Origin of the sequence: Flavobacterium stagni (assembly GCF_004122105.1) — a bacterium.
Taxonomy (GTDB): Bacteria; Bacteroidota; Bacteroidia; order Flavobacteriales; family Flavobacteriaceae; genus Flavobacterium; species Flavobacterium stagni.
In genome coordinates this window covers 248,039-263,428 of sequence record NZ_SBKN01000004.1, presented here as the reverse complement: position 1 = coordinate 263,428, position 15,390 = coordinate 248,039, and the positions used below count along the sequence as shown (strand labels likewise).

Below are 15,390 nucleotides of genomic sequence, written 5' to 3'. Positions count from 1 at the left end.
ATGTTACTCATTCTGATTTCTTGGCTCTATATCGCTTGGACGATTCATTTGTGGGGTACAGCAGGAAATCATGTATTGCGTTTAAAAATAAGTCTCCCGATTGTGCAAACCACCACGGGTTTGGCACTACTCACCTTCTTTGCCGGAACTTGGTCGATCTTTGGACGCTTGCATTGGGAATTTCATAGTATTCTTTTGGTGCTGAATCTCATTATCGCTTGGCGCTATTCATCGGAATGGATTACAGGCATTCGCCAAACCATTCACCGATTTACATCGCTAAATCTCTTTTTAAAAAGCTATTTCATCGGAATCGCAGTCTTGATTCTCGCCCAATGTGCCTCAGCGCCTTATGTCATAGACAACGAATCCTATTACCTGCAAAACATCAAATGGCTGAACGAATACGGCATGGTAAAAGGACTTATCAATTTGCATTTTTTCCTGGGTCAATTAAGCGGTTGGCATATTGCCCAAAGTGCGTTGAACTTCTCGTTTCTCTACGACCGTTTCAACGATTTAAGTGCATTGTTCCTGCTTTACGGCGTCTTCTTTTCGGTACAACAACTCCAACAGTATTTTGAATCTGGAAAGCGCCACCAACTCATCGTGGGTTTGTTTCCGTTGACCAGTGTGCTCCTATTTCAGTTCATCAGTGCGCCCTCGCCCGATGTGGTGGTCTATGTGCTCACCTTTGTGATTTTCTTTCTATTTGTTGAGCATTATGCTAATCCGAGTAGCGAAGTTTTTATCCAACTTACTCTTTTGGTTTTGTTTACCTTATTTGTAAAAAACACGGCAATGACATTAGCACTACTGCCCGCTTATTGGTTTGTGGTGCATTTCAAATCCTTGAAGTCATCTTTCCCAAAAATCGTTCTATTATGCTCGCTAACTTTGGGATTATTTGTTGCCAAAAACCTTATCATTTGTGGGGTTCCCGTTTTCCCTTCCAAGCTATTTTCAGGAAACTATTTCGACTATTCATTACCCGTTGAAATCGAACATTTTTATTACGAAGAACTTAAAAAATACGGCTATTTCCTTACCACAGAAAATTACGATTCCTTTTCCAAATGGGAGTTGTTTCTTCGTTGGCTCCAACTCCCAAAAATGAATGGATTGTTCAACAAATTGGGGATTGCATTGTTGCTAATTGCACCCGTTTTCTTCCTTAAAATCAAAGAAAAAGCTTACCGTGTTTTGTACTTTGTTTTACTAATTCAAATGGGACTATTGTTTGCTACTTCGCCCCAATACCGCTTTTTCATGAACGGCATCTTATGGTTGGGTTGCTTGGGAGTGAGTTTATTCTTTTACAAAAGAAAAACAATTCACACGTTGCTGCTTATTAGTGCCATTCCGCTACTGGTTTTCGTATTTGTGCCTGTGAATTTAAACCGGTTTTCCAACTATAAATTCATGTTGGCACTGAGTCATTTCGAATCCGAATACATCATTTCCCCGCATGCTAACTCGAAATACGACATGACATTCGAAAAAGTAAGCGAAGGCAATTTGGAGTACTACAGTCCGATCAACCACGACTTTTTCTGGGGAACCTACAACGGTCCGCTTCCTACGGTTAACAAAGACCAAGTGGAGTATTTCAAAACCTATTTTCATTTGATTCCCCAACAACGCAGTACCGATTTAAAAGACGGATTTTATTCCAAAAAACTTCCCCATGACGCAAAACGAACTCCGTGATTTTTTAAATGAAAAGGCGGAATTGTACAACCGTCCTGATTTTATCGAATCCGATCCCATCCAAATACCACATCTTTTTACCCAAAAGGAAGACATCGAAATTGCGGGCTTCTTGGCTGCGACTATTGCTTGGGGCAATCGGAAAATGATTATCAATTCGGCTCATAAAATCATCGATCGCATGGGTAATTCTCCTTATGATTTTGTGATGTCGCATCGGGAATCCGACCTTGACAAACTCGATGATTTTGTGCACCGCACATTCAACGCTAGTGATTTGAAGACCTTCCTAAAAGGACTTCGTCATATATACCAAAATCATGGCGGAATGGAAGCTGTTTTTGAACAACACCAATCCGAACACTCCATGCAGCCCGCGATCAGTGCGTTTAAAAAAATATTTTTTGAAATCGACCATCAAGAACGCACCCACAAGCACATTTCTGATCCATTGAACAATTCAGCCGCCAAACGCATCAATATGTATTTGCGTTGGATGGCCCGCAAGGATAATAAAGGCGTGGATTTAGGCATTTGGAAAAACATTCCGATGCACAAACTCTCCTGTCCGCTGGATGTACATTCTGGAAATGTGGCGCGTAAGCTCGGACTCCTTTCGCGCAAGCAAAACGATGCCAAAGCGCTATGGGAATTGGATACTGCCTTACGCCATTTGGATCCAAACGATCCGGTGAAATATGATTTTGCCCTCTTTGGCTTGGGTGTTTTTGAAAAATTCTAAGCCTACGAACGATAGTAATTTTGCAACTTTTGTCTGCAAGGGGTTCGTTAGAATCGAACTAAAATTGCTACTTTTGTGTTTAGAATAAATTGAAAACAACACAAATGCTGATTATTGGAATTGCCGGAGGTACTGGATCCGGAAAAACAACGGTGGTACACCAAATTATGAACGAACTTCCTCAGACGGAAGTGGGAATCATTTCACAAGACTCCTATTACAAACACAACCCCCATTTGAGTTATGAAGAGCGCAGTATGATTAATTTTGATCATCCTCGTGCGATTGACTTTGACCTTTTGGTGCAGCATTTGAAAGATCTAAAAGAGGGTAAAACCATCGAACAACCTGTGTATTCTTTTGTCACACACAACCGCACTGACGATACCGTGATCACGCATCCGCGAAAAGTAATGATCGTAGAAGGTATTTTGATATTCAACAATCCGGATTTACGCGATATGTTTGACGTCAAAGTCTTTGTTCATGCCGACTCAGACGAACGTTTAATTCGTCGATTAAAGCGAGACATAGCCGAACGCGGTCGCGATATGGAAGAAGTGTTGAACCGTTATCAAACGACCCTAAAACCGATGCACCAGCAGTTCATCGAACCCACAAAAGCCTTTGCCGATATTATCATCCCGAATGACAAATACAATACCGTAGCCATCGATGTGGTGCGCGCGGTGATTAACCAACGTATCGCCTAACCCATGAAGAATTGGTATCAAAACCTTGTTGCAAACTATCCCTTCCTGAGATTCTTAGGCAGTCGGTACACTTTGGTTTTGATTTTCTTCATTGTTTGGATGCTTTTTTTAGATAATTATTCCTATTTCGACCATCGCATTCTCGACAAAGAAATTGACGAATTGGAAAGCAATAAAGAATATTACCAAGAGGAGATTACCAAAGACGAAAAAAGCATCAAAGAAATGAATTACCCGGGCTATATCGAACGGTATGCCCGTGAAAAATATTACATGAAACGCGACAGTGAAGATATCTACATCATTGATATCGAAGAAGATCGTAAGAAAGACAGTATTGAAGGAGCGAAACTTTAGTACTTGAAATAATCGTCATTCCCGCTGTACGCACTACATGCCTGTCGGCAGGGTAGTTAGCTTCCATCGGGGCTAGACGGCCGACTGTAAACTAGAAATCAATTTAAAATTGAAATTGTGAGTCAAAACAACCTCTTTTCCGACTTTGAAGCCGTGAGCTCAAAGCAGTGGAAACAACAGATTCAGTTCGAACTCAAAGGCGCTGATTACAACGAAACTTTGGTTTGGGAAAGTCCGGAAGGCATTAAAGTCAAACCGTTTTACCACTGCGACGAATTCGAACCTAAAATTGCAGCAGCTCCAGCAAGTCACGGTTTTCACATCACCCAAAATATCTTTGTTCACGATGTGGCAAAATCCAATGCGCGTGCTTTGGATACTTTACAACGTGGTGCTGAAGCGATTCGTTTTACCATAGAAAATGAGCAAGTCAATATCGAAACCTTGATGGCTGGATTGCCGTTAGGAACTACACCCTATTTTTTTTATTTGCCTTTTCTCGCTATCGATTTCGTAAACCAACTCAACCAATTTGCAGAGAAACACCAAGCGCGTTTTATCCTTCAAATTGATCCGATTGGGCAGTTGGGAAAAGACGGAAATTGGTTTGCTAATTTGGACCAAGATTTTGAACATCTAAATACACTGGCCCATTCGACAGCGGTTCCTTTTTTAACTATTAACAGTAGTTTGTATCAAAATGCGGGGGCGAATATGATTCAACAGTTGGCCTACACCTTAGCGCATGCCAACGAATATTTTAACCGTATTGCTGTGCACAAACATCCTATTACGGTGGAAGTAGCTGTAGGTTCGAATTACTTCTTCGAAATTGCCAAGTTGCGCGCATTGCGCTTGTTGTTTCAAACGTTGGCCAAAGAATACCATCACGAACACGAGATCCATATTGTTGCTACACCCAGTCGTAGAAACAAAACCTTGTACGATTACAATGTCAATATGCTGCGTACTACGACAGAATGCATGAGTGCAGTGTTGGGCGGAGCCGACTTTGTAGCCAACCTTCCGTATGATGCGTTGTACCACAAAGACAATGAGTTTGGGGATCGCATAGCGCGCAATCAATTGTTGATTCTAAAGCACGAAAGTTATTTAGACACGGTTCATAATGCAGCAGAAGGTGCCTATTATATTGAATCGTTAACCGAACAAATGGCCGAAAAGGCCTTGGCTTTATTTAAAGATATTGAAGCCCATGGCGGTTTTATCACCCAATTAATCGAGGGAACCATACAGCGAAAAATTGCTGAAAGTGCCCAAAAAGAACAAGACGCTTTTGATAACGGTAAAGAAGTTTTATTGGGAACGAATAAATATCCCAACAAGAACGACCGCATGAAAGGAGACTTGGAATTGTATCCATTCGTGAAACAAAATCCGCGCAAAACGTTAATCGTACCGATTATTGAAAAACGATTGGCTGAGAAAATAGAACAAGAACGTTTAGCTTCAGAGGAATAGTCATGAGAAAAAATATACAACATTTACAATTGGCTCCGCGCAATACGGAACAACAACATCATGAAGTACCGGCTACTTTCACTACCGCTGAAGGAATCGCAGTGAAACCTACTTACGGTACCGCTGATTTGGAAGGTCTTGAGCATTTGGATTTCGGTGCGGGATTTGCACCTAATTTACGCGGACCTTATGCGACTATGTATGTACGTCGTCCGTGGACGATTCGCCAATATGCCGGATTTTCAACCGCAGAAGAAAGTAATGCCTTCTACCGTCGTAACCTTGCTGCGGGTCAAAAAGGCCTTTCGGTTGCCTTTGACCTAGCAACACACCGTGGCTATGATTCTGATCATGAGCGTGTAGTAGGCGATGTAGGAAAAGCAGGCGTTGCGATAGACTCGGTGGAGGATATGAAAGTCTTATTTGACCAAATTCCCCTCGGAGAAATGTCGGTTTCCATGACCATGAACGGTGCGGTTTTACCCATTATGGCGTTTTATATTGTGGCCGCAGAAGAACAAGGAGTAGCACCGCAATTGCTTTCGGGTACGATACAAAACGATATTTTAAAGGAGTTTATGGTGCGTAATACGTACATCTACCCGCCTACTCCATCGATGAAAATCATTGCGGATATTTTTGAATATACGAGTAAAAATATGCCGAAGTTCAATTCGATTTCGATCTCGGGCTACCACATGCAAGAAGCTGGAGCTACTGCCGATATTGAGTTGGCGTACACCCTTGCCGATGGTTTGGAATACATTCGCACAGGGATGGCAGCTGGGATGGACATCGACAGTTTTGCACCTCGATTGTCGTTCTTTTGGGCGATTGGGATGAACCATTTTATGGAAATTGCCAAAATGCGTGCAGGACGAATGTTGTGGGCGAAGTTGTTAAAACAGTTTTCTCCCAAAGATGAGAAATCACTCGCTTTGCGTACGCATTGTCAAACTTCGGGTTGGAGTTTAACCGAACAAGATCCGTTTAACAATGTGGCGCGAACCGCTATTGAGGCCGCTGCTGCAGCATTTGGAGGCACCCAATCGTTACACACCAATGCGTTGGATGAAGCCATTGCTCTACCCACTGATTTCTCGGCACGAATTGCACGAAATACCCAGATTTATTTACAAGAAGAAACTAAGATTTGCAAAACGGTTGATCCTTGGGCGGGAAGTTATTATGTTGAAAAGTTAACGGCTGAAATCGCAGAAAAAGCGTGGGCGTTAATTGAAGAAGTAGAAGCACTGGGCGGAATGACCAAAGCCATTGAAGCGGGTATTCCAAAATTGCGTATTGAAGAAGCGGCGGCTCGTAAACAAGCTAGAATTGACAGTGGTCAAGATGTGATTGTTGGGGTAAACAAATACCGTTTAGAAAAAGAAGATCCGTTACATATTTTAGAGGTGGATAACCAAACGGTGCGCCGCCAACAAATTGAACGATTAGAACAAATCAAAGCGACTCGCGATACACAAGCTGTACAAACGGCTTTGGCACGTTTAACTGAATCGGCGAAAAACGGAGGAGAGAATTTATTATCTTTAGCCGTAGAAGCAGCCCGATTACGAGCTACTTTGGGAGAAATTAGTGATGCTTTAGAATCTGTTTTTGGCAGGTATAAAGCCCAAATTAGAAGTTTTAGTGGCGTGTATAGTAAAGAAATTAAAAACGATGAAAGTTTTGCCAAAGCGCAACAACTAGCGAATGCTTTTGCCAAGAAAGAAGGGCGTCGTCCGCGTATCATGATTGCAAAAATGGGACAGGATGGCCACGATCGTGGGGCAAAAGTAGTAGCTACGGGTTATGCTGATGTGGGTTTTGATGTGGACATCGGACCCTTGTTTCAAACTCCCGCAGAAGCAGCGAAGCAAGCGGTTGAAAATGATGTACATATTTTAGGCGTTTCTTCATTAGCCGCCGGACACAAAACCTTAGTCCCACAAGTGATTGAGGAATTAAAACGCTACGGACGCGAGGACATCATGGTGATTGTAGGCGGTGTTATACCGGCACAAGATTACCAATTCTTGTTTGATGCAGGCGCGGTAGCTGTTTTTGGACCAGGGACAAAAATTAGTGATGCCGCGATAAGTATACTAGAAGTCTTACTTGAAAATTAAATGAAAGCGCCGAAAATGGCGCTTTTTTTATAGTCTCTTTTTCTTACATAAATAGAATTATTTACATTTCGTCGAAAAATAGTAGGGTGTTTTATTTTTAAGGTGTTTTACCCTTGAACAAATGTTAAATCCATTGTTTCATGGGAAAACTAAACACACTAACCCTTAGGATTTTATTTTTGTTCCAAATCTTCGGATTCCTAAGTCCGGCCCAAACAACCTGCGCTACCGCACTGTCTGCCCCTATTAACGGACCGTGCATCACAACATCAACCGTCAATGACGCTACTCAAAACGCGCCCAACCTCAACGCGTCCTGTGGCACCGTTTCGTTTCGCCATGAGCGATGGTATACGTTTACCGTGAGTGGTGGCCCATTGAATGTAACCATTGTAGCGCAATCGGCTGATCGTAATCTATATTTACAATTAATCTCCTCAACCGCTGCTTGTACCGGTTTAACGCAAATTGCTTGTGCTAATGCGGATACCAACAACAACACACCACAAACTGAGTTCATCAATCAACTCTTACCCAATGGCATTTATTATTTAAAAGTCGTCAATGTGGGCGGTGGGAGTTCGTTGACCTTAAACAGCCTTTGTATAACCGCACCACCTAATGCCTGTAGTAGTATCACCGCTATTACTTCCTGTGGTACAGCAACTTCAATCACAATTCCTGCTGGTACAGGCATGTACAATTCCTTTGCATGTGGTTATGGGACAACGGGTCCAGAAAAAATAGTATCCTTTACACCAGCTGTTACTGGAAATTATAGTATCGAACAATTGAGTTCGACAGATGTTGTCAACTACCAATTCAAACCTGCTTCTGACGGGTGTAATGGCAATAACTGGCTTTGTATTGGGGATTTATTTGATGCTTCAAGCAGTAACTCCTTTGTATTAACTGGTGGTGTAACGTATTATTTTATGCTTGACACCTACACTGATATTGGAGATACGGTAAACTTTATGATTACTTGTAGCTCCCCTTTATTATTCAATGATGAATGTTTAAATGCGACTACAATACTTGCTAATCCTTTAAACAACTGTACTTACACTTTAAGTGGCACTACAATTGGCGCGACCAACTCCCAACCCGAATGTACAGGAACTGCTGATGATGATGTATGGTACACCTTTCAAGCGACTTCTTCCACGCATATTTTAACGGTTACACCTGGAACTTTGAACAATGCGGTTTTTGAAGTGTTTGATGGGTCGTGCGACTTCGGACTCACCTCTATTGCTTGTCAAGATTTAACAACGGGTTCAAGTCCGGAAACCTTAACAATAACTGGTTTAAACATAGGCGTGTATTATTACGTTCGCATTCACAGTTTTAACAGTGCTAGTGGACAAGGTACGTTTACCTTTTGTGTCAGTTCGCCACCCAATCCGTGTTCATCGGTTACTACAGTGGCTATCTGTGGTGTTCCCATTAATCAAACCGTTGTCGCTGGCAATGGCCGTTATTTGACCTATGCTTGTGGAGTTGAAACACCAGGAATTGAATACATCTATGCCTTTACTCCTCCACAAGATGGTTTGTATTATGTACAAATGAACAGCAGTACAATTGCAGTTGATTTTCAATACAAAGATGCGTCGTTAGGATGTGATGAATACAGTTGGAGCTGCTTAAGCTCATCTATTCCTAACAATTCTTTAAGTCCGTATATGGATTTATTGGGAGGAGTGACCTATTACATTATGCTTGATCCGCAAGATGTGGTGGGTGGAACAGTAAACTTTACCATAGGTTGTAGAGTAGCTACTCCGACCAATGATAATTGTGATAATGCTGATAATGTGCCTGTTAATCCAACAGCAGCATGTGCAGCTTCATTGAATGGTACATCGGTAGGTGCAGAAGAATCGGCACCGGCTTGTTCGGGTTCGACCGATGATGATGTGTGGTATCAATTTGCCGCCACCAGCGATACGCATATCGTTACCATCACCCCCAATACGATGGTCAATGCGGCTTTTGAAGTCTTTCTTGACGATTGTGCCGATTTACAAAGTATAGGTTGTTTTGACTCTACAATTGATAAGGATATTGAATTTGGATTATTACAAGGTTTGACAATTGGAGACAATTATATCGTAAGGGTTTATAGTTCAGAATTTGGTTTTGGTTTTGGGAGTTTTAACATTTGTGTGACTACACCTCCTAATCCATGTGATTCCATTATCCCAATTGCAGCATGTGATACTCCTATTTCTTTAACTATTCCTTCTGGAATTGGTAGTTATTATGCATCGTATTGTGGTAACTATACCGATGGAATTGAAACAATATATATGTTTACTCCCACTGATTCGGGATACTACACTATCCAACAAAATTCTTCAACGGGAACCATTAGTTATCAATTCAAAGAAGAATTCTGGGGATGTGATATGAACTTTTGGAATTGTGCAGGTGATTTGACCGGTACACAAACTACGCCCTATTTTTATTTAGAAGCAGGAATAAATTATTATTTCTTATTAGACCCTTTAGTGAGTTCGGGGGATGCTGTCAATTTTCAGATTACCTGTAGTGTAATTCCACCCGCCAATGACGACCCCTGTGGCGCTATCTTACTAGACACATTGGATACCGTATGCAATTACAATTCGTTTTCCAATACCAACGCTAGTAATACGTACTGGATTACCCCACCTAGTTGCGGCAATTATGTGAATAACGATGTTTGGTTTTATACCCAAGTTCCGATTACTGGCTTGGTCAATATCGATACTCAAGCAATACTAATGACGAATGGAGCAATGGCAGTGTATACCGGTGATTGTTTCAGCCTTGTTGAAATTGCTTGTGATGATAATAGCAGTAGTAATGCCAACATGCCGTTTGTAACGGTGAGCGGACTCACACCTGGTACTTTTATTTACATCCGAATCTGGGAAAATGGCGGAGGCGCGAGCGGTGATTTTGGAATTTGTACCACAACGCTACCCTTTTGTGACCCTCCAACAGGACAGCCTTCAAATTTGGTATTGACCACAACCGGAAGTACTACTGTTAATGGATCTTTTGTACCAATCGTTGGGGCTACAGGTTACTTAGTCATTCAATCAACAACTGCTACTCCACCCAGTACGCCTCAACCGGGAATCGTGTATGATGCGACTACTATTGCAACATTAGGTCCTAATCTTACTTTTATTCAAGCGGGTCCGTCAACCTCTTTTTCAGTTACGGGACTCATTGGAAACACGCGTTACTACTATTATGTATATGCATACTACAACGCCACAGATTGTGCAGGCCCAGTGTATGCCTTGGATGCAGCGACTAGCAATAGTGCCGTAACTTGTGTGGATGTCCCCAATACGGTTGAAGTAACAAGTACCACATTAAACAGCTTCACCTTGGATTGGTTTTTACCCATTGGAGGAAATGCTAACCCCATTGTTTATACCATCGATATTTCAACCAATGCCACATTTACAGCTCTAGTGGCGGGTTCACCTTACGTAGTTAACAACCCCACAACATTACTCAATGTAACGGGATTAAACCCCAACACAATCTACTATTACCGCATTAAAGCCACGGCGGGAAGTTGTAGCAGTGCCTATGTTACGGGTTCTACGTTCACAGGGTATTGTTTATCGGGTTCAACTTCTGCGACACGCTATATTGATTCCTTTGTAACTACGGGGGGAACAACAAACATCTCGAATGTCGGATCCGGCTATTCTACAGGTGGTTACGGCGATTTTACGAGTCAGCTAGTGAGTAAAAGTTTGTACGGAACCTTGAGTTTCAATGCGCAATTCTTCAACGGCACGTATTCCTATGGATTTAATATTTGGGTGGACTGGAATGATGATTTGGATTTTAATGATGCTGGGGAAAAAGTGTATGCTTCAGGTACTTTGGTAACAAGCGCAACGGGATCCTTTTTAATCCCAGGGAATGCCGCTTTAGGCCAACACCGTATGCGAATTAAAGCTGATATCAACTCGCCCAATCCTAATCCATGTGGAACACTAATAAATGGCGAGACGGAAGATTACACGATAGAAGTTTTACCTCTTGCATGTAGTGCCAATCCGAGTCAGGTGAGCTTTTTATTCACAGGACCTAATTCAGCCATCGTGAGTTGGACCCCCGCTTCACCCGTTCCCACCAATGGTTACCAATATTACTACAGTACTTCAGCCAATCCGCCGTTATACACTACCTTCCCTTCGGGTTCTACAGTAAGTTCACAAACTAGTGTTGTCTTGAACGGACTCGTCCCTTCCTTTACCTATTATTTTTGGGTACGTTCCAATTGTTCCATAGCCGATGGATCGGGAGCATGGATTGGACCGATTGCGATTTCGTATTCCGCTTGTACGCCTGGCAATAGCCAAGGTACAAGTTCGGCCGGTTGCCCCACAGTGGTGTCTGGAGGTTTAAATTTGAATGGACAAGATCCTTTGCCGGTTGGAGGCTGTGGCACATCGGGTTGTACTACATTAGAAGCTACTTACTTACCGTTGGGTGATACCTCAAATTACACGGTTCAATCAATTCCGTATAATCCTCCCTATCAATTCGGTTGTTTACAAAATCCAGTGAGTATCAATATCGATGACGTGTGGTCACCCGTCATTAATTTGCCTTTTAACTTTTGTTTTTACGGCAATAATTATAACAAATGTATTATCAGTTCGAACGGAGCTATCTCCTTTGATATTTCAACCAATGTTCCTGGAGGTTATTCGTCTTGGTCATTTGCGAGTAGCATACCCAGTACGATCCTCTTTAAAAACACCATCTTTGGCGTTTATCAAGACATTCACCCTGGATTGGGTGGACAAATTGGATGGGAATTAATCACCTTAGATACGGGTTGTCGAGCTTTGGTTGCTTCTTTCCGCAATGTGCCCATGTACTCCTGCTCTTCATTATTGTATACGGGAATGATTGTGTTGTATGAAAATACGAATGTCATCGAAGTCTATGTTCAAGAAAAACGCGTTTGTAGTTCGTGGAATGGCGGGAATGCAATTATTGGTTTACAAAATGCAACAGGAACACAAGGCGTTTTTGCGCCCAACCGCAATGGTTTAGACCCGGATTGGACCGCTTTTAATGAAGCTTGGCGATTTGTTCCAAGTGGCACTTCGATTACCACCATCAAATGGCATGAAGGTCCGTTAAGTGGTCCTGTTGTAGGAACGACTCCCACAATCAACGTCTGTCCGAGTGCAACCACCACCTATACCGCAGAAGTTTCATATGCCTTATGTAACGGTTCGGTGCTTACTGAAATAGATGAAACAACGGTAACCGTAAACGGTACCAAAACATGGAACGGTTCGGTAGATACCAATTGGGAGGTTGCCCAAAACTGGACTCCTGCTAGTGTACCCAATTCTGGAGATTGTGTGGTGATCCCAATGACGGCGAACCAACCGATATTGAATGCTAGTGCTTTGGGCTATGCGGGCACTTTGACTGTATTAAATGGAGCCGTATTGACCACGCTTCCACAAAGTGTATTAACTGTTACCAACCTTGTCACTGTTGAACCTACAGGAACTTTTACTATTGAAAATACCTCCAGTTTGATTCAGATTGATGATGTAGTGAATATCGGATCCATCCAATACCATCGGGATACCACTATACGCAAATTTGATTATGTGTATTGGAGTGCACCTGTGAGCAATTTTAATATATCCCAATTGGCAGCACCTTTAATTAACGGTCCTGTGTTCAAATGGAATACGACCATTGCCAATTCCAACGGCGGTCAAGGCAACTGGCAAGTAGCAGATACTGATGTGATGACGGCTGGTAAAGGTTATATTGTACGCGGTCCCGATAGTTTTACCAATACAGCCGCGAGTCCGTTTACGGGTTTATTTACAGGTGTTCCCAATAACGGTACCTTACTCGTTCCTGTGCAACGTGGTACCGACACCAATGCCTTGTTTCATGCGGGTGTTAACGGTACTGAGATTACCAACATGACCGACAATATGAACCTATTAGGAAACCCTTATCCTTCAGCCTTGAGTGGTAGTCAGTTTTTGTTTGCCAATGCCTTTACGATTCACGGCAGCATTGCGTTGTGGAGCCACCAAACCTTACCTACTTCATTGATCAGTCCGTTTTACGGCACCTTTGCCTATAATTATACACCCAACGATTATATTACCTATAATTTTACAGGAACCTCTTGTTGCCCTGCGGCGGGGGCTGATTTATCGATTGGTGCAGGTCAAGGATTTATGGTTCAAATGTTGGACGGACCCGCAGGTAGTGATGTCGTCGAATTCAACAATACCATGCGTAATGCACTGTTGAACAATACCGCTTTTTACCGTGCGGCCCAACCCAATGCAATAACGCAATTGGAGCGCCACCGGTATTGGTTGGACATTATCGGACCCACAGGCGCAACGGATCGCACTTTAATTGGATATGTCCAAAATGCAACCATGCAGGCGGACCATTTCTTTGACAACCGCATTGCCGTGATGTCGCAGATTCAATTGTTTTCTAAAATTGACCAAGACAAATACAACATTCAGGGTCGGGCATTACCGTTTCAGGTAGACGATGAAGTTCCACTTGGTGTTCATTTACCAGAACAAGGACTTTATCGTATTGGTATCGCGGCAACCGATGGCCAGTTCAACCAACAAGCCATTTACCTAAAAGACAATCTTTTAGGGGTATACCACGATTTGAAAGCCAATCCCTACCAATTTACGGCTACCCCTGGTGCGCAATTGGACCGTTTCTCTATTGTCTACCAAACACAGGCGTTAGAGCAACCCAACTGGGAATGGGAATCTACAGTGTCGGTGGTGACGCAACAGCAATTGGCGGTGCATTCCACCCAATTGCCCATCGCTGAAGTGACAGTATATGATTTGGTAGGCCGCTTGGTGGATGTGTATTCGCATACTGGTATGGAACCTGTGGTGTTGCAGCGTTTACTGCCACAACATGCGGGTTGGATACTGAAAATCAAATTGGATAACGGGACGATTGTTTACCGCAAAGCCTTGTACTAATTGGTTTGTGCACCGAATGAAATTTTGTTACCTTCGTCGGAAACAGCAAAATCATGCTCTCTAAACTTCCGCACGTAGGAACCAGTATATTTACGGTCATGTCGCAATTGGCGGCACAACACCAGGCCATTAATTTATCCCAAGGGTTTCCCAATTTCCCGGTAGATCCCCGTTTACGGGACAGTTTATCGCGTTGGGCGCATGCCGATCAACACCAATATGCCCCTATGAGTGGCTATCCACCTTTGTTGGCGCGTTTGGCCCAACTCACCCAAGATTCCTATGGGCGCACGGTCGATGCCACTACTGAAGTGCTTGTTACTGCTGGCGCAACAGAAGGCCTATTTGCTACAATACAAGCCTTGGTGCATCCGGGTGAAGAAGTCGTGATTTTGGATCCTAGTTACGACAGTTATGAAACACCGATCGTATTGTGTCAAGGGATTCCTGTGCGGATACCGATGACAGCTGACTTCCTTCCCGACTGGGAACGGATAGGCAATACGATTACGGCCAAGACGAGAATGTTAATCATCAACAACCCACACAATCCGTCGGGTCGGGTATGGTCAAAAAGTGATTTTGAACAGTTGGAGCAAGTTATGGCTTTGCATCCACAGTTGTTGGTGCTTTCGGATGAGGTGTATGAATACATTACGTTTGAACAAAAGCATATTTCGATTCATCATTATCCAAGGTTATGGGATCGGGTGATTACGGTTTCTTCGTTTGGAAAATCCTTTCATATTACGGGATGGAAAGTGGGATATGTAATTGCGGCGGACCCTTTGATGCAAGAGATTAAAAAGGTGCACCAGTTCTTGGTATTCTGCGTGAACTCGGTAGCCCAAGCGGCGTTAAACGACTACATGGACTTTGTGGATGTGCAGGAATTGGGGGCTTTTTACCAAAAGAAGCGCGATTATTTTCGCAACCTGATGGCCGACACGCGATTTGAATTATTGCCTTGTGAGGGATCCTATTTCCAGTTGGCTTCCTACCGTTCGATAAGTAAGGAAAACGATTTGGAATTCACGAAACGTTTGGTGACTGAATTTGGTGTTGCGACGGTGCCACTTTCCCCTTTTTACAAAGAAAACACTCAGAATCAATGCATTCGGTTTTGTTTTGCGAAAGAGGAGGCCACATTAGCACAAGCGGTCGAGCGATTACGTAAAATTTAGTGTTTTAAAAACAAAAAATAAGTCTATATT

At 42.8% G+C, this 15,390-nt stretch carries 8 protein-coding genes; all 8 read left to right on the top strand.

Features of this window, described 5'->3' with window-relative positions; genetic code table 11:
* Positions 1–1,710 carry an LIC_10190 family membrane protein gene (locus tag EQG61_RS08615; RefSeq protein ID WP_129461518.1) on the top strand — a complete coding sequence of 570 codons (1,710 nt, stop codon included), beginning with the start codon at positions 1–3 and terminating at the stop codon, positions 1,708–1,710.
* Positions 1,688–2,452, top strand: a complete 765-nt coding sequence (locus EQG61_RS08610; RefSeq protein ID WP_129461517.1) for a TIGR02757 family protein — start codon at positions 1,688–1,690, stop codon at positions 2,450–2,452. The genes EQG61_RS08615 and EQG61_RS08610 overlap by 23 nt, the downstream gene beginning before the upstream one ends.
* Positions 2,453–2,556: 104 nt before the next feature.
* Positions 2,557–3,165 (top strand): uridine kinase, encoded by a 609-nt coding sequence (gene udk / locus EQG61_RS08605; protein ID WP_129461516.1) that lies wholly within the window; start codon positions 2,557–2,559, stop codon positions 3,163–3,165.
* Between the two features lie 3 nt (positions 3,166–3,168).
* Positions 3,169–3,522, top strand: a complete 354-nt coding sequence (locus EQG61_RS08600; RefSeq protein ID WP_129461515.1) for an FtsB family cell division protein — start codon at positions 3,169–3,171, stop codon at positions 3,520–3,522.
* A 117-nt stretch (positions 3,523–3,639) separates the two neighbouring features.
* Positions 3,640–5,004, top strand: coding sequence for a methylmalonyl-CoA mutase subunit beta (locus tag EQG61_RS08595; RefSeq protein WP_129461514.1), 1,365 nt, complete (start codon positions 3,640–3,642; stop codon positions 5,002–5,004).
* 2 nt (positions 5,005–5,006) lie between these two features.
* Entirely contained in the window at positions 5,007–7,133 is a 2,127-nt protein-coding gene (scpA, locus tag EQG61_RS08590) for a methylmalonyl-CoA mutase (protein WP_129461513.1), read from the top strand.
* 140 nt (positions 7,134–7,273) lie between these two features.
* A complete protein-coding gene (locus tag EQG61_RS08585) occupies positions 7,274–14,176 on the top strand; it encodes a GEVED domain-containing protein (RefSeq protein ID WP_129461512.1) in 6,903 nt (2,300 codons plus the stop codon).
* 53 nt (positions 14,177–14,229) lie between these two features.
* Positions 14,230–15,360 (top strand): methionine aminotransferase, encoded by a 1,131-nt coding sequence (locus tag EQG61_RS08580; RefSeq protein WP_129461511.1) that lies wholly within the window; start codon positions 14,230–14,232, stop codon positions 15,358–15,360.
* The last annotated feature ends 30 nt before the right edge of the window (positions 15,361–15,390 follow it).

Excerpts from the sequence above, each read along its gene's own strand:
- EQG61_RS08615 (WP_129461518.1), top strand. The coding sequence starts at position 1 with ATGTTACTCATTCTGATTTCTTGGCTCTATATCGCTTGGACGATTCAT.
- EQG61_RS08610 (WP_129461517.1), top strand. The coding sequence starts at position 1,688 with ATGACGCAAAACGAACTCCGTGATTTTTTAAATGAAAAGGCGGAATTG.
- udk (WP_129461516.1), top strand. The coding sequence starts at position 2,557 with ATGCTGATTATTGGAATTGCCGGAGGTACTGGATCCGGAAAAACAACG.
- EQG61_RS08600 (WP_129461515.1), top strand. The coding sequence starts at position 3,169 with ATGAAGAATTGGTATCAAAACCTTGTTGCAAACTATCCCTTCCTGAGA.
- scpA (WP_129461513.1), top strand. The coding sequence starts at position 5,007 with ATGAGAAAAAATATACAACATTTACAATTGGCTCCGCGCAATACGGAA.
- EQG61_RS08585 (WP_129461512.1), top strand. The coding sequence starts at position 7,274 with ATGGGAAAACTAAACACACTAACCCTTAGGATTTTATTTTTGTTCCAA.
- EQG61_RS08580 (WP_129461511.1), top strand. The coding sequence starts at position 14,230 with ATGCTCTCTAAACTTCCGCACGTAGGAACCAGTATATTTACGGTCATG.